The sequence below is a fragment of the Pseudomonas sp. A-RE-22 genome, assembly GCF_019956035.1.
In the GTDB taxonomy this organism is placed as follows: Bacteria; Pseudomonadota; Gammaproteobacteria; order Pseudomonadales; family Pseudomonadaceae; genus Aquipseudomonas; species Aquipseudomonas brassicacearum.
In genome coordinates, this window is record NZ_JAHBCZ010000018.1 from 38703 (window position 1) to 59090 (window position 20388).

General features: G+C 61.3%; 18 protein-coding genes. 7 read left to right on the plus strand and 11 right to left on the minus strand.

Annotated elements, in window-relative coordinates:
• The first annotated feature begins 19 nt into the window (after positions 1-19).
• The 4 genes from KGA89_RS11025 to KGA89_RS11040 all read left to right on the plus strand — a co-directional run bounded on the left by KGA89_RS11025 (position 20) and on the right by KGA89_RS11040 (position 5297).
• Positions 20-850 carry a phosphodiesterase gene (locus tag KGA89_RS11025; protein ID WP_013693355.1) on the plus strand — a complete coding sequence of 277 codons (831 nt, stop codon included), beginning with the start codon at positions 20-22 and terminating at the stop codon, positions 848-850.
• 178 nt (positions 851-1028) lie between these two features.
• Complete coding sequence (locus KGA89_RS11030) at positions 1029-2348, plus strand: OprD family porin (RefSeq protein ID WP_003201839.1); 1320 nt, start codon at positions 1029-1031, stop codon at positions 2346-2348.
• A 225-nt stretch (positions 2349-2573) separates the two neighbouring features.
• A complete protein-coding gene (locus tag KGA89_RS11035; protein WP_003201837.1) occupies positions 2574-3047 on the plus strand; it encodes a (2Fe-2S)-binding protein in 474 nt (157 codons plus the stop codon).
• Between the two features lie 12 nt (positions 3048-3059).
• A complete protein-coding gene (locus KGA89_RS11040) occupies positions 3060-5297 on the plus strand; it encodes a xanthine dehydrogenase family protein molybdopterin-binding subunit (RefSeq protein WP_223471540.1) in 2238 nt (745 codons plus the stop codon).
• A gap of 46 nt (positions 5298-5343) precedes the next feature.
• On the opposite strand, the gene KGA89_RS11045 is transcribed toward KGA89_RS11040, so the two are convergent.
• From KGA89_RS11045 to KGA89_RS11070, 6 genes are all read right to left on the minus strand, one after another.
• Entirely contained in the window at positions 5344-6237 is an 894-nt protein-coding gene (locus KGA89_RS11045) for an AraC family transcriptional regulator (RefSeq protein WP_223471541.1), read from the minus strand.
• Between the two features lie 243 nt (positions 6238-6480).
• Complete coding sequence (locus KGA89_RS11050) at positions 6481-7227, minus strand: YkgJ family cysteine cluster protein (protein ID WP_223471542.1); 747 nt, start codon at positions 7225-7227, stop codon at positions 6481-6483.
• Between the two features lie 290 nt (positions 7228-7517).
• Positions 7518-8294 (minus strand): alpha/beta fold hydrolase, encoded by a 777-nt coding sequence (locus KGA89_RS11055; RefSeq protein ID WP_223471543.1) that lies wholly within the window; start codon positions 8292-8294, stop codon positions 7518-7520.
• Between the two features lie 24 nt (positions 8295-8318).
• Positions 8319-9392, minus strand: a complete 1074-nt coding sequence (locus KGA89_RS11060) for an alpha/beta fold hydrolase (RefSeq protein ID WP_223471544.1) — start codon at positions 9390-9392, stop codon at positions 8319-8321.
• Positions 9393-9452: 60 nt separating this feature from the next.
• On the minus strand, positions 9453-10823 hold the full coding sequence (locus KGA89_RS11065) for an epoxide hydrolase family protein (RefSeq protein WP_223471545.1): 1371 nt from the start codon (positions 10821-10823) through the stop codon (positions 9453-9455).
• Positions 10824-10860: 37 nt separating this feature from the next.
• The gene (locus tag KGA89_RS11070; RefSeq protein ID WP_003201821.1) at positions 10861-11118 is read right to left on the minus strand and encodes a DUF2790 domain-containing protein; all 258 of its coding nucleotides are present in this window, start codon (positions 11116-11118) and stop codon (positions 10861-10863) included.
• Positions 11119-11331: 213 nt separating this feature from the next.
• Between KGA89_RS11070 and KGA89_RS11075 the strand changes: the two genes are divergently transcribed.
• Entirely contained in the window at positions 11332-12480 is a 1149-nt protein-coding gene (locus tag KGA89_RS11075) for a MalY/PatB family protein (RefSeq protein WP_223471546.1), read from the plus strand.
• A gap of 57 nt (positions 12481-12537) precedes the next feature.
• On the opposite strand, the gene KGA89_RS11080 is transcribed toward KGA89_RS11075, so the two are convergent.
• Positions 12538-12942, minus strand: coding sequence for a VOC family protein (locus tag KGA89_RS11080; protein WP_003201811.1), 405 nt, complete (start codon positions 12940-12942; stop codon positions 12538-12540).
• A gap of 187 nt (positions 12943-13129) precedes the next feature.
• Here KGA89_RS11080 and KGA89_RS11085 point away from each other — a divergent pair, with 187 nt between their 5' ends.
• Entirely contained in the window at positions 13130-13987 is an 858-nt protein-coding gene (locus tag KGA89_RS11085) for an SDR family oxidoreductase (RefSeq protein WP_223471547.1), read from the plus strand.
• Between the two features lie 146 nt (positions 13988-14133).
• Here the strand turns inward: KGA89_RS11085 and KGA89_RS11090 are convergent, their stop codons facing one another.
• Positions 14134-14634 carry a CinA family protein gene (locus tag KGA89_RS11090; protein WP_003201806.1) on the minus strand — a complete coding sequence of 167 codons (501 nt, stop codon included), beginning with the start codon at positions 14632-14634 and terminating at the stop codon, positions 14134-14136.
• Positions 14635-14801: 167 nt separating this feature from the next.
• Between KGA89_RS11090 and KGA89_RS11095 the strand changes: the two genes are divergently transcribed.
• A complete protein-coding gene (locus tag KGA89_RS11095) occupies positions 14802-15413 on the plus strand; it encodes a Yip1 family protein (protein ID WP_223471548.1) in 612 nt (203 codons plus the stop codon).
• A gap of 205 nt (positions 15414-15618) precedes the next feature.
• Here the strand turns inward: KGA89_RS11095 and ligD are convergent, their stop codons facing one another.
• From ligD to KGA89_RS11110, 3 genes are read right to left on the minus strand one after another with little or no spacing between them, the layout of a single operon-like run.
• Entirely contained in the window at positions 15619-18234 is a 2616-nt protein-coding gene (gene ligD / locus KGA89_RS11100) for a DNA ligase D (protein ID WP_223471549.1), read from the minus strand.
• The gene (locus KGA89_RS11105; RefSeq protein WP_013693345.1) at positions 18231-19394 is read right to left on the minus strand and encodes a carboxylate-amine ligase; all 1164 of its coding nucleotides are present in this window, start codon (positions 19392-19394) and stop codon (positions 18231-18233) included. Before KGA89_RS11105 ends, ligD begins: the two co-directional genes overlap by 4 nt.
• A complete protein-coding gene (locus tag KGA89_RS11110; RefSeq protein ID WP_003201800.1) occupies positions 19366-20379 on the minus strand; it encodes a methyltransferase in 1014 nt (337 codons plus the stop codon). The genes KGA89_RS11105 and KGA89_RS11110 overlap by 29 nt, the downstream gene beginning before the upstream one ends.
• Positions 20380-20388: the final 9 nt, after the last annotated feature.

The following is a 20388-nucleotide window of genomic DNA, read 5'->3' on the forward strand; positions in this document are numbered from 1 at the left end:
TGTTTTCAGAGGGCTTATTTTGAATCATCCGTTTCTCATTGCGCAGATCAGCGACCTGCATCTCAAGGCCGGAGAAAAACTGACCTATGGCGTCGTCGATACCCTCGCCGCGTTGCGTCATGCCGTTGACCATTTGAATGCCCGGGTGCCGCGTCCCGACATCGTGGTGATCAGTGGCGACCTGGTGGACTTCGGTCGCCCTGATGAATATGCCGTGCTGCACCCCGAACTGGCGCGCCTGCACATGCCTTGCTACCTGGTTCCCGGTAACCATGACAACCGCGAACATTTGCGGGCGGCATTTGCCGATCATGACTATTTGCCAAGCGTGGCCGGAGCCCCGTTGGATTGGGTGGTTGACGAACATCCGCTGCGCCTGATCGGCCTGGACAGCACCATTCCCGGCGGCCATGGCGGCCGGTTGCTGGACAGCCAGTTGAGCTGGCTCGATGAACAGTTGGCCGGTCGTCCCGACGTGCCAACGCTGCTGGTCCTGCACCATCCGCCGTTTATCAGCGGCATCGGCCACATGGACCGCGAACCGTTCATCAACGCCTCGGCGCTGGAGCAGGTCATCGCCCGTCATCCGCAGGTAGAGCGCCTGCTGTGCGGGCATTTGCATCGGCCGATGCAGCGACGCTTTGGTGGCAGCCTGAGCTGCGTGTGTCCCGGCACCTCCCATCAAATTGTCCTGGATCTACAGCCAACCGCTCCCGCGCATTTCAACCTGGAACCACCCGGCTACCTGCTGCACCACTGGCATGGACAGGGGTTGGTGACCCATAACGGCGTGTTTGGCGAGTATCCCGGGCCGTACCCCTTTTATGACGCTCATGGATTGATCGACTGATAACCCAGGGACTTTCACTGATGGCACGCTTTGGAGATTTATCCCCTACCCCACTCTATGCATTGAAGATTTTCTAACGAGTCATTTAACGCATCGGCCAATCAGCTGATCGGCCGAGAGCTTACTGCTGCCTTTCCAACATGCCCGGAACAGTGATTCCGCGGTGGAGTTCGTCCTGATGAAAGCCCTATTGCAAGTACTGAGTGTTTTAACTGGCGGTGTGAGTCTGGTCCTGAGTCCATTGGCGTCGGCTGATTTTATCAGCGACAGCAAAGCCAACTTGAACTTGCGCAACTTCTACTTCAACAACGATAACCGTGATGGCGCCGCCGCACCTTCGAAGACCGAAGAATGGGGCCAGGCCTTCATGCTCAATTATCAATCCGGGTTTACCGACGGTACCGTGGGGTTTGGCCTGGACGCGATCGGGTTGCTAGGCCTGAAGCTCGACAGCGGCGCGGGTCGTCATGTTGGCGGCTCGATGTTCCCAAACGATGGTGACAAGGCGGCGGACCAATGGTCGCGTCTCGGTGCAACCGCGAAGATGCGTGTTTCCAAGACCGAACTGCGTTACGGCACTTTGCAGCCGAAGCTGCCGATCCTGGTTTCCAACGATGGCCGCCTGCTGCCGCAAACCTTCGAGGGTGGCCAAGTCACCAGCAATGAAATCGACAACCTGACCTTCACTGCCGGACAACTGGAACACGCCACCGGCCGTGCTTCCAGTGACAGCGCCGGCCTGGCCGTGGCGGGCGGCAGCCAGGAAAGCAACAAATTCACCTTTGCCGGTGGCGATTACAAACTGACCAAGGACCTGACCGCCCAGTATTACTACGCCAATCTGGAAGATTATTACCAGCAGCACTTCGCCGGCTTGCTGCATGTATTACCGTTGGGTGAATACGGCTCGTTGAAAACCGACCTGCGTTATTTCAAGACCACGTCCGATGGCAAGAACGGCAGCGCAGCCGGTCGCGCCAGTGGTTACAAAGTCGGCGGCTATACCAAGGACGGCAGCGGTGAAATCGACAACGATACCTGGAGTGCGGCGTTCATTTACTCGTTGGGCGGCCATGCCATTACCGCCGGTTATCAAAGCGTGTCCGAAGACAGCAACTTTACACAACTGAACCAGGGCGGCCTGGTGGGTAAAGGCGAAGGCGGCGCGAGTCTCTACCTCTACACCGACCGTACCATCCAGACATTCATCCAGGCCGGCGAGCGCACGGCATTCGCCCAGTATGCCTATGACTTCGCAGGGCTTGGCGTGCCGGGTTTGAAGGCCTCGGTGATGTACCTCAAGGGCGACAACATCCAGACGGCCAGCGGCCAGGACGCCAGTGAGTGGGAGCGTGATATCTCCCTGGACTATGTAATTCAGAGCGGCGCGTTGAAGAACGTCGGTTTCGGCTGGCGCAACGGCATGTCCCGCAGCGATATTGCTCGTGACCAGGATCAGAATCGCCTGATCGTGAGCTATAGCATTCCATTGCTGTAAGCGGTCAGTATTGTTCGGGGCCAGGGAGTGGAACTCACACGTGACGCTCTCCTGGCTAGGTTGTCTGTTGGGTGTTGTCTGTTGGGATCTCAGCTGTGCTGTGGCAACACTCAGCACCTTTTCGATTCGCACGATCAGGCAATTATCCGCCCGGATTGTGCAATCGCCCCCCGGCATTGCTTTCTATAGTTGACCAGAGCCAAACCATCCGGAGCTGGTACCCCTATGAGCGCCCTCAACATCAATGGCCGTGAATACACGGTCGACGTAGACCCAAGCACCCCGATTCTTTGGACCTTGCGCGACACGCTGGGCATGACCGGCACCAAGTTCGGCTGCGGCGCGGCGTTGTGTGGCGCCTGCACCGTACACCTGGATGGCCAGGCCATTCGTTCCTGCGTGACGCCCATTGCCGCCGCCGAAGGCAAGAAGATCACCACCATCGAAGCGGCAACCAACGGCAGCGACCCGGTCGGCAGCGCCGTGCACGAAGCGTGGGTCAAGCATGACGTGGCGCAATGTGGCTACTGCCAGAGCGGCCAGATCATGAGCGCGACCGCTTTCCTCAAGGCCCAGCCCAAGGGCAAGCAGCCCACGGCCGCCGAGATCGACTCGGCCATGGCCGGCAATATCTGCCGCTGTGGCACCTACGCCCGTATCCGCGCCGCGGTGGCTGATGCTGCCAAAGCCCTTGCCTGATCGGAGCAGACCATGTTGAACGAGATTTTCCCGAACGAGCACCCTCGCGCCTTGCAGCACCTGCTTGAACGCGACGAGGCTGACGGTCCCGCTACGCTGCCGCGCCGCAGTTTTCTCAAGATCGTCGGCGTCGGTGGTCTGGCGCTCGGCGCTTTTCCTCACCTGGCCCTGGCGCAGGAGGCCAATGGTGCTGCCGCGCCGCTCAAACCGACCCAGCAACCCTCGGCATTCGTGCAGATCGCGCCCAGCGGCGAGGTCACGGTAACCATCAACCGCCTGGAGTTCGGCCAGGGCGTGCAGACCGGCTTGCCGATGATTCTTGCCGAAGAACTCGATGCCGACTGGAGCCTGGTACGCAGTCGCAACGGCAACAGCGACGCCGCCTACATGGACCCGGCCTTCGGCATCCACCTCACCGGCGGTTCCAACTCGATCAAGAACAGCTATACCCAGTACCGCGAACTCGGCGCCCGCGCCCGCGCCATGCTCCTGAGTGCCGCCGCCGCGCGCTGGAACGTGGACGTGGCGAGCCTGAGCACCCAGGCCGGCATGGTCCTCGGCCCGGCAGGCCGTAAAGCGAGCTATGGCGAGCTGGCCGAAGCCGCGATGGCGATGCAGGTGCCCGAGCAGATCACACTCAAGGATCCCAAGGATTTCCGCATCATCGGCCAGGCCACGACACGCATCGACGCCAAGGCCAAGAGCAGCGGCCAGCAGGATTTTGGCATCGACATGCATCTGCCGGGGCAGTTCACCGCTGTCGTCGCCCGACCTCCGGTGTTCGGCGCCAGAATCGCCTCCCTGGATGACAGCGCGGCACGTGCCACGAAAGGTGTAAAAGCCGTGTTGCGCATACCACTGGACGGCGGTGCCGAAGGTGTTGCGGTGGTCGCCGACAGTTACTGGCAGGCAAAGCTGGCACGCGATGCGCTGAAGGTGGAGTGGGATGCGAGCGCTGTAGAAAAAGTGGACAGTGAGAAACAATTGGCTCAATACCGGGAACTGGCCAAGCAACCCGGCCCGCTGCACTTTGATGCAGACATGACGCCGCTTGCCAGCGCGCCGCATCAACTGGACGCCGAGTTCGTGTTTCCCTACCTCGCCCATGCCCCGATGGAGCCCCTCAACTGCACCGTGCAGCTAGTCGGGGATGGCGCTCAACTGTGGGTCGGTACGCAGTTCCCTGGCGGTGATGGTGCCGCGGCCGCCAAGGTGCTGGGCCTCAAGCCAGAGCAGATCCAGGTGAACGTGCAGACCGCCGGCGGTGGTTTTGGCCGGCGCGGCGTGCCCACCAACGATTTCGTCGTACTGGCTTGCGAGATCGCCAAGGCCGCCCGCACCGCCGGGGTCAACGCCCCTATCCGCACCCTGTGGAGCCGGGAGGACGACATCAAGGGCGGCTACTATCGCCCCATGCACCTGCACCGTGCGCGCATCGGTTTTGACGACAGCGGCAAGGTGCTCGCCTGGGACCACGCCCTGGTGGGCCAATCGATCATCACCGGCACCGTGTTTGGCGGGCGGGTGAAAAACGGCATCGACCCGACCGCCACGGAAGGCCTGCGCAATCCGTATCCGCTTCCCATGCGGCTGACGGTTCATCACCCCAAGCTCAACGTTCCCGTGCTGTGGTGGCGCAGTGTGGGCTCCACCCATACGGCGTTTGTGATGGAAACGCTGATCGACGAGATCGCCCGCACGACCAGGCAGGATCCGGTGGCCTACCGGATGAAACTGTTTGGTGAGCAGAGCCCACGCCATCGCGAGGCGCTGCAATTGGCCGTGGACAAGAGCGAGTATGGCAAGCGCCAGTTACCGGCAGGCCATGCCTGGGGCGTGGCGGTCCACGAGTCGTTCAGCTCGGTGGTGGCCTACGTCGTCGAAGCCTCGGTGCAGGACGGCCGGCCGGTGCTGCACAACGTGACGGCCGGTGTGCACTGCAACCTGGCCGTCAACCCACGCAGTGTCGAGGCCCAGGTCCAAGGCGCGGCGCTGATGGGATTGTCGATGTGCCTGCCAGGTGGCGCGATCACGCTGAAAGATGGCGTGGTGCAGCAGAGCAATTTTGCTGACTTCAGCGTGCCGCGCATTACCGACATGCCGACATTTGCCGTCCACATCGTGCCCAGCGCCGAGCCTCCTACGGGGATGGGTGAACCCGGCCTGCCGGCACTGGCCCCGGCTTTTGCCAACGCGGTGGCGAGTCTGACGGGTAAACCGTTACGTGAGTTGCCTTTCAAGTTGACGTGACAGGCGGCTGAGGCTGTCTGGTCGCAATGCCAGACAAGCCTCACGATCACAAGCGAATGCGCTTGATATCCCGCTGCGGCGGCGCCCCAAAGAGACGGCTGTATTCACGGCTGAACTGCGAGGCACTTTCATAGCCAACCAGGCCCCCTGCACTGCTCGCATCGACGTTCTGGCTCAACATCAACTGCCGAGCGGCTTGTAGCCGCAGTTGCTTCTGGTATTGCAACGGACTCATACCGGTCACGGTCCGAAAATGCTGGCGAAACGTGGATGGACTCATGTGCGCTTGTGCCGCCAGATCGTCCATGCGCAACGCCTGGCGAAAATTCAGTTTCAGCCAGGCAACCGTCTTGGCGATGTGCTGGCTGGGTGACCCGGCAGCGATCACATGCAGCAACTGTGGCGCGTGGGCACCGCTCAACAGGCGAGCGATGATCTCTTCCTTGATCAGCGGAGCCACGGTCTCAAGCAGCGACGGTTCCTCCAGCAGATCTATCAAGCGCCGCAGGGCGTCCAGCACCCCGGCATCCAGCGCTTGTACGGTAACCGGTCGAAACGCGTCGTCCCTCATGCATTGTGACAACTGCATGCGCTCGGCCACCTGCATGACCATCGTGCTGTCGAATCTCAGCATCATGCCCAGGAACGGCTTGGCGACGCTGGCTTGGGAGACATGGGAAATGACCGGCAGATCCACGCAGGTCACCATGGACTGGCCGGGGGCGTAGGTCAGTATCTCGTCCCCGAGCATGGCTTGCTTGCGGCCTTGCAATGTCACGCCGATGCCCAGGCCATAGATGCAGTGCGTCGGCGCGGTAATCGCATTGCGCCGATGCAGGCTCAAGCCGGCAATGGCGGTGATCTGGTCGCCCTCGCTGGGCACGAGCTGGCTGACCGAACCGGCCAGGCGACTGATGTCGCTGTTGAAATCAGTGTGCACATTTCACTCCTTGGAAACATCGGGCCCACGACTTGCGGTGATGGCGAACACTGTTCGGCATCACCGCAAGTCGTTGATCAATATAGACGCAGTATGCTGGGTCGGCAGTTCGAGTCGCTTGCCTGATTGACGCAATTTCCTACTCGATTTAACGATCCGTGGCTCGCATCAGTCACCTCGGGCCAGAAATGACAATATGTTTTCAGGAGTTTGGGGGGCACAAGTGATGGTTTGGATGGGCGCCTAAAGATTCTGGAAGATGTAGCCGGCTGACCGTCGTTCATCCAGCGCGACACCCACTTGCAGCAGTCGTTGGGCCAGGGCCGGCGTTTCGACCCGCACTTTCCAATCCAGACCTGTCGGTGCCACGGGCGCGCGATCGTAGCGAATGATCGCTTCAGCCAATTGCGCCCGATCAGGCAAGTACACCGCCAACGCGTTACCCTTCCAGGCGGCGACGTTCATGCCCATCGCTTCACACAGCGCAATCTTGGCCCGGGCGTCGTCCCTGTCCGCCTGGCGGGAACGTTCAATCTGATCGGCCAGGATCGGATCGACAACGCGGTCGGTAAACAAGACCTCGCCCGCCTCCCAGACCTCAGGCGGACAGACCTTGTCGGCAGGACGCAAGGCAATGAGCGGATTGATTTCCATCGGGTAGATTCGACAGACCAACGGCCGCTCTTCATAGATACCGCAACGACCATCGTCGCCGAGATTGCGGCATTGCGTCAGCGCATTGCCCGCCAGTACCGCAACGACTCGAATCTGGGCCTCGCCACTGGTGACTGCCACGGCCCGTTGGGCGCTGTGGGCGAATTGCCGAGGTTCGGAAGGCCAGGTTGACTCATCGAACGCCTCCAGTATGACCGCCACCTCATGTCCGCGGTTTAGCCACTGCCTTGCCTCATCCAGCGTCAGCGGAATCAGCCGGCCCTTGCAGCAGATCCCGCAGCCGTTGCAGGCAAAGCGGATCGTGTTGTTTTCCATATCAAGCACTCGCACACATGTTTTCGATGGCCTACAAAAGCCCCTGCCACTCGGATACAGCTGTGGCAGGGCCTCAGGGCCGCGAGAGTATGTGGAGCGAAACGCCTATCCGTTTGCCGGATTCGCCGGCATCGTTGCCTGATCCAAGGGAATTTCAGGTCTCGGACCTTGGGGAGAAATACCGTTGTTTCAGACAACCGTTGCCTCGATCCCTGCAATCCATCAGAGAATGAAGGTACAACCCGCCTTCGAGAGGCGCGCTCTATCTTCCGAGGCCGCTCAGATGAGTATCACTTCGCCGCAGCGGCTGTCTCAATCAAGCGAGCGACCGGCTCGGGGTTTGAAACCATCACCACATGGGACGCGCCCTTGACCACTTTCACCGCCTTGGCCTCGGCACGCTGGGCCATGAACGCCATGGCCTGCGGCGGGATGTTCTTGTCCTTGTCGCCATAGATGTACCAGGACGGAATGTGCTTCCAGGCGGGCGGCCCGGCCTGCTCGTTCAAAGCCGCTTCCGTGACCGGCCGTTGAGTCGCGGCCATCAGGGCCGCTTGTCCGGCGGGAACATCCGCGGCGAACTGGTCGTGGAACTTGGCTTGCTGGATGTACAAGTCCTTGCCGCCATCAGTCAGCGGGACAGGCGCGGCAAGGGTTGGGCCCAGGGTGCTGCCGGGGAATTTGCCGGCAAGTCCGGCGACGGTTTCCCCCGCCTCGGGGGCGAACGCGCTGACGTAGACCAGTGCCTTGACGTTGGCGTGGTCATTGGCCGCTTCGCTGATCACGTTGCCCCCGTAGGAATGACCGACCAGCACAACGGGAGACTTGATGCTGGTCAACAAGGCTGACACCGCCGCGCCATCGCTTTTCACGCTGCGCAGAGGGTTGGCCGCCGCCACCACCGTGTAGCCGTCTTTCTCGAGAATCCTGGCGACACCATTCCAGCTTGATGCATCGGCAAAGGCGCCATGCACCAGGACCACCGTGGGTTTTTCAGTTTGCGCAAGCGCGTTGGCACCGATGAACAGGCCAGCGCTGCACGCCAGTACGGCAATGACTTTTTTCATTGAAAACTCCTTGGGTTTTGAGTGTTAGCGCAGATGATCAGCATCGATCACGGCCTGGGCGAAAGCCTGCGGCGCTTCTTGCGGCAAGTTGTGGCCGACACCGCCATCGATCAGGCGATGCTCGTATTGGCCAGTGAAACGCTTGGCATAGGCTTCGGCGGGGGGATGAGGAGCGCCATTGGCATCACCCTCCAAGGTGATGGTCGGCACGCTGATCGACGGGAACGTCGTCAGTTTCTTTTCCAGCGCGTCGTATTTGGCCTCGCCCTTGACCAGGCCCAGGCGCCAGCGATAGTTGAAGATTGAAACGGCGACATGATCGGGATTCTGCAAAGCGGCGGCGCTTCGGTCATACGTCGCGTCGTCGAAGTTCCACTTGGGCGACGCCAGCTGCCAGATCAGTTTGGCGAAGTCGTGGGTGTTTTTCTCGTAGCCGAGGCGACCACGCTCTGTCGCAAAGTAGAACTGATACCACCACTGCAGTTCGGCGGCCGGTGGCAGCGGTGTCTTGCCGGCCTCCTGGCTGCCGATCAGGTAGCCACTCACCGCCACCAGCGCCTTCACCCGCTCCGGCCAAAGGGCCGCGACAATGTCGGCGGTGCGTGCGCCCCAGTCATAACCGCCGAGCACGGCCTGCTTGATCTTCAGTGCGTCCATGAAATCAATCAGATCGCTTGCCAGTGCAGAAGGCTGGCCGTTGCGCAGGGTCTTGGCCGACAGGAAACGCGTATCGCCATAACCGCGGGCGTACGGGATCAGCACGCGATAGCCCTTCTCTGCCAGCGCTGGCGCCACATCCGCGTAGCTGTGAATGTCATAGGGCCAACCATGCAGCAGGATGACCACCGGCCCGTCGGCGGGACCGACCTCGGCATAGGAAACGTCCAGCAGGCCGGCCTTGACGTGCTTCAACGGGCCGAACGAGGTATGACTACCCGGGGTAATGGCGCCGATGGTGCTGGCAGGTACATCGGCGGCGTTTGCCTGCGACGACGCGAAGCCCAAGGCGCCCAATTGCATCATCGCGAACACCAGGATGGCTGGGGTGAACAAACGAGTACGGCGCAGTGCGGATGGGTGGTTCAGAGTCGTGTCCATGTGAATCTCCCTTACGAATGGCGGATGAGCGGCTCCCGGTCCGGAGCCGCCAGGAAAGGTTTAATGAGCGGTCTGGGCGACGGTGTTTTTCGCGGCGCTACGCAATGGCCGGAATGCCTCGCGCAACTCTTCGCTGAACAATTGCGGCTGCTCCCAGGCAGCGAAATGGCCGCCCATGCTGACTTCGTTGAAGTAGGACAGCGATGGATAGGCCCGCTGGGCCCAGGTTTTCGGGGCTTGGTAGATTTCGTGGGGGAACACGGTGATCGCCACCGGGACCTTGATGTCAGCGGTTTTTTGCGCCGCCGCACTGAAGTTATTGTTGTTGTTCTCCCAATAGAAACGGGAGGACGATGCGCCGGTGTCGGTCAGCCAATACAGGCTGATGTCGTCGAGCATTTCATCGCGGCTGAGCACACGCTCCGGCTTGCCGTCGCTGTCAGTCCAGGCGGCAAACTTCTCGTACATCCATGCCGCTGTGCCCGAGGGCGAATCCGCCAGCAGATAACCGATGGTCTGCGGCCGGGTCACCATCATCGCGCCGTAGGCTGCATTGCGGCCGAAGAAGGTGCTTAGCGAGTTGTAGGCAGTGCGTTCCGGACCGCTCAACCCCGCAGGTGCCGGTTCGCCGCTGTTGATCGGCTTCACCAGCTCCGGCGGCACGGTCGCCGGCATGTTCAAATGGATGCCCAGCAAACCGGGCGGCGCCAGGCGGCCCAGGGCGTCGGAGATGACCGACCCATGATCACCGCCCTGGGACACGTAATGGGTGTAGCCCAAGCGTTTCATCAGCACGTCCCAGGCCTTGGCCACGCGGTCCGGGCCCCAGCCCAACTCAGTTGGCTTGCCGGAAAAGCCGTGGCCGGGAATCGAGGGGATCACGACGTCGAAAGCGTCTTCGGCGCGACCGCCGTAAGCGGTCGGATCGGTCAGCGGGCCGATGGTCTTGAGAAACTCGAACTGCGAACCCGGCCAGCCATGGGTAAGGATCAGCGGCATGGCGTTGGGATGACGCGAACGCACATGAATGAACTGGATGTCGACACCATCGATCGTGGTGATGAATTCGGGCAATGCATTGAGCCTGGCCTCGGCCTTGCGCCAGTCATAACCGTTGCCCCAATACTTCACCAAGTCCTGTACCTGGGCCAGTTGCACGCCCTGGGAAACGTCGTTGACGGTTTCCTTGTCCGGCCAACGGGCGTCGGCAATGCGCTTGCGCAGTTCGGCCAGCTTCGCGTCATCGACATGGATGCGGTATGGACGGATGGCTTCGGATTGAGACGATTGAACCGTGCCGGATGGCGCGACGTCGACGGTGGCCGCCCAGGCGCCCGGACTGGCAGCGAGTAGTGCGAGACTGAGCGCACTGCCCCTGGCGGTGTGAACCAGGCAACGGTGCCAGGCGCAAACGGATGAAATTGCAAGCATGATGACTCTCCTTGAGTGAGTGGCCCACGGACCTGGATCAATTGTCCTGAGCGCAGTCCTGAGCGACGGCGTTGTAGTCCAGTGCCTGGATCTGGCCGGCCGAGTCCAGGTAGGTCATGCGTGTCTCCACGACGCCGCAGCCCGAGCCTTGCTTGACCGAAAGCACCTTGGCGACATCCAGGTGGTCGCCATACATGTAGGTGTGAGGCTTGATGCTGCCTTGGGCATTGGCCGCGACAGCGCCAAGGCTCAGTGCGGCAAACAGGGACGCGATGCTGAGGTTTTTCCAGTTCATGACGTTATCTCCGACGTGGGGTGAGCCAGTGAGACGGCTTGGGCTGTCTCGGTGGGCTCATTTGACGTCGGCCAGGTATCGCGCATGTGTCAGCGACGGCCTTGAATGAAATCGTCCGTATCAACAATGGCCTTGGATACACAGAGATACATTCGTATCCGGAGGGCTCGGGGTATGATGTTCGCAATCTCATGACTGACTGATGGAACCCCCATGACTTTCGATTTCGACACGGTATTGGAGCGCCACGGCACCGGCAGTACCAAATGGAGCCGCTACCCGGCCGATGTGTTGCCGATGTGGGTCGCTGATATGGACTTCTCCGCCCCGTCCGTGATCATCGACGCGCTGCACAAGCGCCTGGAACATCCGATGCTGGGCTACAGCGTGGCCCAGGACGATCTGCGTGCCGCCATCGTGGCCGACCTGTGGAGCAAGTACGCCTGGCGCGTCGAGCCCCAGCAGATTGTGTTCCTGCCGGGTGTCGAACCGGGCTTCAACATGGCGCTGCATGCCTTGGTAGAACCCCAGCAGAATGTCGTGGTGCAGGTGCCCAACTACCCGCCGCTACGCAACGCCCCAGGTCACTGGCAGTTGAACAAAGTGGAATTGCCATTCGACCCGGTCAACGGTGAATTCCACACGCCATTGGCGGCATTGCGCGACGCATTGCAGGGCGGTGGCGCGCTGTTGCTGAGCAATCCCCATAACCCGCTGGGCAAGGTGTTTGACCGCCATGAGCTCAAGGCCGTGGCAGACATTTGCCTGAAGCAGGACGCCTGGATCATCTCCGACGAAATCCATGCCGAACTGTGTTTCGACGGCCGCGTGCACATTCCGACCGCGTCCCTCAGCCCGGAAATTGCCGAGCGCACCATCACCCTGATGTCCGCCAGCAAGGCCTTCAATATCGCCGGGTTGAAAACCTCGTTCGCCATTATCCAGAACGCCAAGCTGCGCGAACGGGTCAACAGCGCCCGGGCCGGCATGGTCGACAGCGTCAATGCCCTGGGCCTTGAAGCGACCCGTGCGGCCTATAGCGAGGCCGGCCCGTGGCTAGAGGCCTTGAAGGTGTATCTGCAGGCCAACCGCGATTACCTGGTCGAAGCGGTGAGCTCTCGCCTGCCGGGCATCACCATGACCGTGCCCCAGGGTACTTACCTGGCTTGGCTGGATTGCTCCGGGTTGGGACTGGATGACCCGCAGGGCTTCTTCCTGAAAGAAGCCAAGGTGGGGCTGAGTGCCGGCCTGGATTTTGGTGACGATGCCGGTCAGTTCGTGCGCTTGAACTTCGGCTGCCCGCGGACGCTGCTGGAGGAAGGGATTGCGCGGATGGAGCGTAGCCTGAAAGCCAGGGGTTGATCCAACAGGCGACAACAATCCATTGTGGCGAGGGGATTTATCCCCTCGTCACAACAGTTACTCATGCATATCCGGCGCATGGACAAAGCACAGCTTGTTCCCTTCCGGATCGCGGCAATAGGCCCCGAAATAGCCTTCGCAATACTGCGGCCTCGGGCCGGGTGGGCCTTCGTCGGAACCGCCCATGGCAATCGCCTGCTCCCAGGCAGCACGCACGGTTTGCGGGGAGTCAGCGGCGAAGCTCACTTGCATGCCATTGCCCCAGGTAGCGGGTAGGCCGTTGAAAGGCAACTGGACGAAAACCTGTGGCCAATGCTTGCCGGGGCGCTGCCAACCCTCCCCCGGTGGGCCCGAGTCGTGTTCACCTTCGATACGTTCCAGCCCCAGGCAGCCGAGGACGGCGTCATAGAAAGCGACCATTTTCGGCAGGTCGCGCGCACCGATCTGAATGTGGCTGAACATGGTCCTGCTCCTTATCGAAACCCGTACGTTAATTGAAGAACATAGCTTCATCCAACGCTCGTCGCAGCGCTCGATTCACCGACGAAACGCCCGGCATCACGCTCATCGACTGGCAATAAAATCCGACCGAACTCTGCCCGAACCCCCGCAGTCCACCCTCCATCGCAACCAAGCCTGGAGAACGACAATGGTCGAATACCCTTTCCCACCTTTCCCGAAACAAAGCCAGCCGGTGCCTGGCAGCCAACGGAAAATGGATCCCTACCCGGACTGCGGCGAACAGAGCTACACCGGCTCCGGACGACTGGCGAACAAAATCGCCCTGATCACCGGCGCCGACAGCGGCATCGGTCGCGCCGTCGCCATTGCCTTTGCCCGTGAGGGCGCGGACGTGGCGATTGCCTATCTGGACGAGCATGAAGACGCCAAGGAAACCGCGCGCTGGGTCGAGCAGGCCGGGCGCCAATGCCTGTTGCTGCCCGGAGACCTGGCGAACAAAGACCAGTGCCGCAAAATCGTCGATGAAACCGTCGCCCGCTTCGGGCATATCGACGTTCTGGTCAACAATGCCGCGTTCCAGATGACCCATGAAAGTCTTGAGGAAATATCCGACGAAGAATGGGTGCGTACGTTCGATATCAACATCACGGCGATGTTCAGGATCTGCCAGGCCGCCGTGCCGCACATGAAGCCGGGTGGCTCGATCATCAACACCAGTTCGGTCAACTCCGACATGCCCAAGCCGACGCTGCTGGCGTATGCCACCACCAAGGGCGCCATCGCCAACTTCACCGGCGGCCTGGCACAAATGCTCGGCCCCAAGGGCATCCGTGTGAACAGCGTGGCACCAGGACCGATCTGGACGCCGCTGATCGTGGCGACCATGCCCGAGAAAGAGGTACAGAATTTCGGCTCCCAGACCCCGCTCGGCCGCCCCGGCCAACCGGTTGAAGTGGCGCCGATCTATGTGCTGCTCGCCTCGAACGAAGCCAGCTACATCTCCGGGGAGCGCTATGGAATTACTGGGGGTAAGCCGATACTTTGAGCCAGGCGCAACATTTTTTTCGATCGTTCCCACGCTCCTGCGTGGGAATGCCGCCAGGGACGCTCCGCGTTCCGTTTCTGAAGTGTGACGCAGAGCGTCACGGGATGCATTCCCACGCGGAGCGGGGGAACGATCAGCATCTATCCCTACCGACGCTCACCGGCCACAGCCCGCTGGTGAAAGACCGGCAATTGCTGCAACGCGTATTGCGCTGCCCACAGTTGCACCTGGCCGCGGCTGCCAAAGAACCGTTCGCAGCGGCTGAACAGCGCTCGCTGGCCGTTCAGATCGAACGCCCAGGCAAAACACACGGTGCCGGCAGGTATGCCGTCCTTGTCATCTGGTCCGAGCAGCCCGGTGGTCGCCACTGCGACATTGGCATTGGCGTCGCGCAAGGCGCCAAGGGCCATCTCCTCGGCCACTTCACGACTGGTCAGATTGAAGGTATCGATGGTGCGTGGACTGACACCGAGCAGACGCTGCTTGGCTTCAGGGGAATACACCACATAACCGCTTTCGATCAGTGAACCACTGCCCGGCACCTCGGCCAACAACGTAACGATCTGCCCGGCGGTACAGGACTCGGCCGTGGTCAGGCGCAGGTCATGCTCTCGTAGATAATCGACCAGGATTTTGGCTGCAGTCATGGCAAAGGGTCCTTCAGGGATGCTGATGGGTTGACTCTTGCCGTAGTGATTCATTCCCTTTATCGCCCCGTCGTCCGGCGCCAGCAAATAAATGAAACCCCGGTCTTTTGCTGCACCTCAAACCTATAAGGGCCTCATGCAGAGGCCATCCTGATCAGGAGGTCGTCATGTCTGCACCTTTCGTCAAACTGTTCACGCATCCTGATTTCGCCTGGACAGACATTCGCGAGCAGGAACAGGCTCATCCGCGCCATTACCTGGCTCATCTGCTATTGCTAGCCCTGATTCCGGCGGTGTGCCTGTTCATCGGCACCACCTGGACTGGTTGGAGCCTGGCCGAAAACGAGACGGTACGGCTCAGCCGCGCCAGCGCATTTCAATTGTGCGTGCTGCTGTACCTGACCATCGTGGTCGGCGTCGCGCTGATGGGACTGTTCATTCGCTGGATGTCCCGCTCCTTCGACGTCCGTCCGACGGTCAACCAATGCATCGGCTTCGCCGCCTACACGGCGACGCCATACTTCCTGGCCGGGATTTTCGGGCTCTACCCGAATCGCTGGCTGGCGGTGGCCGTCTTGTTGCTGGCCTCGGCCTACTCGACATTCCTGCTATTCGTCGGATTGCCCAAGTTCATGAGCCTCAGGAAAGAACAGGGCCTGCTCTACTCGGCGAGTGTCTGGGGCGTCGGCTTGCTGGTCCTGGTGACAATCCTGGTGGAAATGATCCTGCTATGGTTCAACTACCTGCAGCCGGAATATCTGCGAGTGCCGGTGGGCTGAAGGTGATACTGCACCCACCAATTACGGCGGCATTGCAGTACCCATCGCGAGCAAGCTCGCTCCCACAGGAAAGACGCGGTCTCCACCAAGAATCGGGTCGGCTGTTAGGCCGCCTCGTGGAGGACGTTGATCTCGGCACGCCGTTAAGCGGAACCATAAGTAGCCGTTACCGCAGCAATGGATCCACACCCCCCTATAAAACACACTACTTATCCGTCTCCCTCATACCAATACGCCTACGCATCTCAGCCGTAATGCTCTGCCGAGTCCGCTTAATCCCCGCCCAAGGCTCATGCCCAACTTCCGCCAGACGCTCATGAACATTGTGCACATTCCACAAATTCGCCCCCTTGAGCTCGGCCACCTCCTCACGAAAAACAGGCACCGAAACCGGCAACCCTTCCCGGGTCCGGGCGGCGTAAGCGCAAATGGTGGTAGCGCCCAACCCATTGCGCAGGTAATCGATGAAAATCCGCCCTACCCGATTCTTCGGCCCGGACACCGCCGAAAAACGGTCCGGCAGCAGCTTGGCCATGTGACTGACAATCGCATGGCTGAACCCCTTGACCTCGTCCCAACCCAGCTTGCGCGTCAGCGGCACCACCACATGGATGCCCTTGCCTCCGCTGGTCTTGAGGAACGCCTTGAGCCCCAGCTCATCGAGCACCGATAACGTGAGCTGCGTCGCCTCGACCATGCTTTTCCAGGGCAGCGCCGGGTCCGGGTCAAGGTCGAGGACGAAGCGGTCAGGCTTGTCCAGATCGACCGAGGTGGCGTTCCAGGTGTGCAGCTCCACCGTGCTCATCTGCGCCGCGCCGATCAGCGCTTCGGCGTTGTTGATGATCATCACCGGCTGCCCGGTCAGCGCCTTGTCCAGACTGGTGATACCGGGAATCGCCAGGCGCTCGGCGTTCTTCTGGAAGAACAGTTCCCCGGCGATGCCATCCGGCGCCCTGACCAAGGCCACCGGGCGATCCGCCAGTTCTGGCAGGATGAATTCGGCCACGCTGGCGTAGTACTCGGCCAGTTGCAGCTTGGTGGTGCCGCTGCTGGCGTCAATGACGCGCTCCGGATGAGTGATGCGGACCTTGCCGTCCAAGGCCGGTGCCTTGGCCTTGCTCTTGGTTTTGGCCGGTGTCGCGCCAGGCTCATGCTTGGCTTTGGTTTTTTTTGCCGCAGCGGTTTTTTTCACGGGCTTGACCAGCTCCTGGGTAATGTCCTTGGCCGGCTTGTCGTTGCGCAAGCCATGGAAGACCGCATGGCGCACCGAGCCGTCCTTGGTCATTTCGGCAAAGGCCACTTCGGCCAACAGCGTCGGTTCGAGCCAGTGCACGCCCTTGGCTTCGTAACCGCTGGGCGGGTTGACCACGGCGGCCTTTTTGGTCTCCAGGGGCAGCAGTTGCTGGTAGATGCTTTTAAGGGTGGTTTCGTTGAACCCGGTGCCGACCTTGCCGGCATAGCGTAACTGGCCGCTGTCAGCGTCATGCAGCCCCAGCAGCAAGGCACCGAAGGCGCTGCGAGCGCCCTTGGGATCGCTGAAGCCCACCACCACGAACTCCTGGCGATTCTTGCACTTGAGCTTGATCCAGTCGTTGCTGCGCCTGGACACATAGGCACTGCCGATGCGCTTGCCGATCAACCCTTCCATCTGCATCTGGCAGGCGCTGTTGAGCAGCGCTTCGGGAGTTTCTTCGAAAGCATCGGAAAATCGCAGCAAGGGGCTTTCATTGGGCTCCAGCACTGCGGCCAATGCCGTCCGGCGTTCTTGCACTGGCACTTTGCGCAAATCCATGCCATTGAGGTACGGCATGTCGAACAGGTAATAGGCGATCTTGCCACTGCTGCCGGCCTCGAAGGCATTCTGCAAGGCCTGGAAGTCCGGCACGCCCTGTTCGTTGGCAACCACCATCTCGCCGTCGAGCCAGGCCGATTCCAAGCCCAGCTCAGCCAAGGCTTCGGCCTGTCTTGGCAATTTGTGGGTCCAATCATGGCCGTTGCGGGTCAGCAGCCTTACGTCGCCGTGTTCGATGCGCGCCATGACCCGGTAACCGTCGAACTTGATTTCATAGAGCCACTCGCCGTCGGGCGCGCTTTCCACCAGTGTTGCCAGTTCCGGCTTGAGGGTGTCCGGCAACGGTCCGGCGACCGCGCCGCTGAGGGTGGTTTTCGCGGCGCCTCTTGGCGATTTCGCCTGCACGGCCTTTTCCGGTTGTTTCACCGCTTTGGCTGCAGCGGCCTTGCCGCGGCGCTTGGGCACCAGGGTGCGATCGCTGAGCACGCTGTTCGGTTCGGCCTGGACCACGTCGTATTCACTCTCGGGGCGGGCGGCCTGGTCCTGATGCTTGATCAGGAACCACTGCTCCTGCTTGCCAGGCATGTGGGTGCGCACCAGGTTCCACAGGCCGCTGAGCTTTTCGCCTTGCAGTTCGAACTTGAGCCGGCCCTTTTCATAGGCCTCATGGGGATCATCCTGGGGAATCCAGACACCCCGGTCCCAGACGATAACGTCACCGGCGCCGTAATGGCCCTCGGGGATGTTGCCTTCGAACGTGGCGTAATCCAGCGGATGGTCTTCGACATGCACCGCCAGGCGCTTGGCTTTCGGGTCCAGGGAGGGGCCTTTGGGCACCGCCCAGCTCTTGAGCGCACCGTCCAGCTCCAGCCGAAAATCGTAATGCAGCCGCGAGGCGTCGTGTTTTTGAATACAGAACTGCAAGGCATGGGCAGTCTTCGCCGATTTGCGCGAGCGCTTCGCCGCCGGCTCCGGGGTGGCGGCAAAGTTGCGCATGCGGTTGTAGTCATCCAGGGTCTTGCTGCTCATGGCCCACCTGCCACCTGTTGCAACGCCGGATCGGCGACCGGCAGCCCGGCGGTTTCCGCGAGCAATTGATCGACCACGCGGCTCAAGGCCTGTTCGACGGAATCGCCCAGCAGCAGCCCCTGTTCGAAGAGGACGATTTGCCGGTCGGCGCTGGTGCCTTCCTGCACCATGCGGCGCACCTGCTTGAATACGTCCTGGACACCCAACTCTGCTGCGGTCTCACCGAAGGTTTGCTCGGCCAGGGTCAGCCATTCACCGATCAACATCGGCTGCTCCTGCCCCTCGACGATAAACTCCGCGAGAATCCCGTGACGCTTGGCCCGCCAGCGATTCTCCTTGAGGACCCACTGGGACATCTGGCTGTAGTTGGCGCCAGGCCGGCGCTGCGCCACGGCATGGGCCACCATCAGGCGAAACAGCGAGACCAGACAGAGGACGTCGTCGACCCGAGGACAGGCATCACAAATGCGCAGTTCCAGCGTGGGGTAACGTGAGGAAGGCCGTATCACCCACCAGCAATCGCTGGGTTGGCGGATGGACCCGGTACGCATGAGCATGTCGACGTAGCTGGCGAACGTCGACTCGTCTTCGAAATACTCCGGCACGCCCATGCGTGGCCATTCATCGCAGGCCACTTGCCGGTAGCTGCTGAAGCCGCTGTAGGCACCGTTCCAGAACGGCGATGACGCGCTCAGGGCCAGGAACATCGGCAGCCAGGGCAGGATCTCATTCATGACTCGCACCCGATCCTGGGTGGCCGGGACTTCCACATGGACATGCAGGCCCGACAGCACGCTGCGCCGCGCCACCCGCTGGTAATCATCGAACAGTTGCTGGAAATGCAGCTCGTCGGTCGGTTGCAGCACTGGGGTGGCCATCGGGTGTGAACCGGCGCTGAGCAGGCCCAGGCCATACGGCGCCAACCGCTGGTTCAAGCCCGTACGCACCTGGCTCAGGTAGTCGGCAGCCTCTGACAGGCTGCGAAAGATGGGCGATGCCATCTCGACCTGGCACAAGAACATTTCATGGGCGAAATGCTTGCCCAGCTCGGCCTGGCACGCGGCGACAGCCTCCGCGGGTGGCTCGCCGGGCATGTGACGGGTTTGCAGATCGGTGATGAAGTACTCCTCTTCAATGCCGAATTTCATGCGCCTGTTCATCGATAATCCCTCCGATAACCCCGCCAATACCTGCGCCAATGCGGGTTACAACCAACGCCACCACGGCGATCCTTTCCACGTCCTGATAACCCGGCGTCAGCAATTCCTCACCAAACACGTCGGGGTCCAATTCCTTGTAGGTCCAGCCGAAATCCGTCGAGTCACGCCATTGACCCAGCGCTTCCAGGAACGGGTCGCGCCCATCCACCATCGCCACGCCGGTGTAAAGCACCAACGAGCCGCCCGGGGCCAGCCGGGGCAAGGCCTGTTCGACGATACGCAACGACAACCCGGCGCCTAGTGCGCCGCCGCCATGGCGATAGGCGCGCTCGGATGGATCAGCCATGTACGGCGGGTTGGCGACGATCAGGTCGAAGTTGCCTGGCACGTCCTGCAGCACGTCGCTGCGAGCGACCTCGACATTGCCCACCTCGGCCAGCGCGGCGTTCACAGCGCTCAGGCGCAAGGCTTGCGGGTTGATGTCCACCGCCAGTACTTGTGCTTCACGCCGGGCGCGGGCAATCACGATCGCACCGACGCCCGCACCACAACCGATGTCCACGGCGCGATGCACCGCCGTGAAGTTCTGTTGCAGATGAGTATGGATCAGTTGGGCAAAGCGGTAGCTGTCAGGGCCGAAAAACACCGCATCGGTGGCCTGGGTGGGGAACTGCGAATGAGCGAACAGCAAGCCATCCAGGCTCGACCAGCGCACCCGGCTACGCAACAGGCCGTCGTGTGCTTCCAGCACCTGGGCGTCTTGCAGTTGCCGCTGTTCATCGGTGCTGATCAGCCCCGGCGCAAACGGCCGTGACCAGCCGAACACGTCCCGCATGGTCTTGGCGCGCTCATTGCCGGGACGCTGGTTGACCCGCTCGTGGGTCAACGGCGTCGGGGTAATGAAACGGTAGCCGTCGGCTTGCAGGCGCCGGCCCAGTTGCAGCAGCGCAAGGTCCGTCTCGGACAGGCGTTCTTCCTCATTCATGCAGGGCTC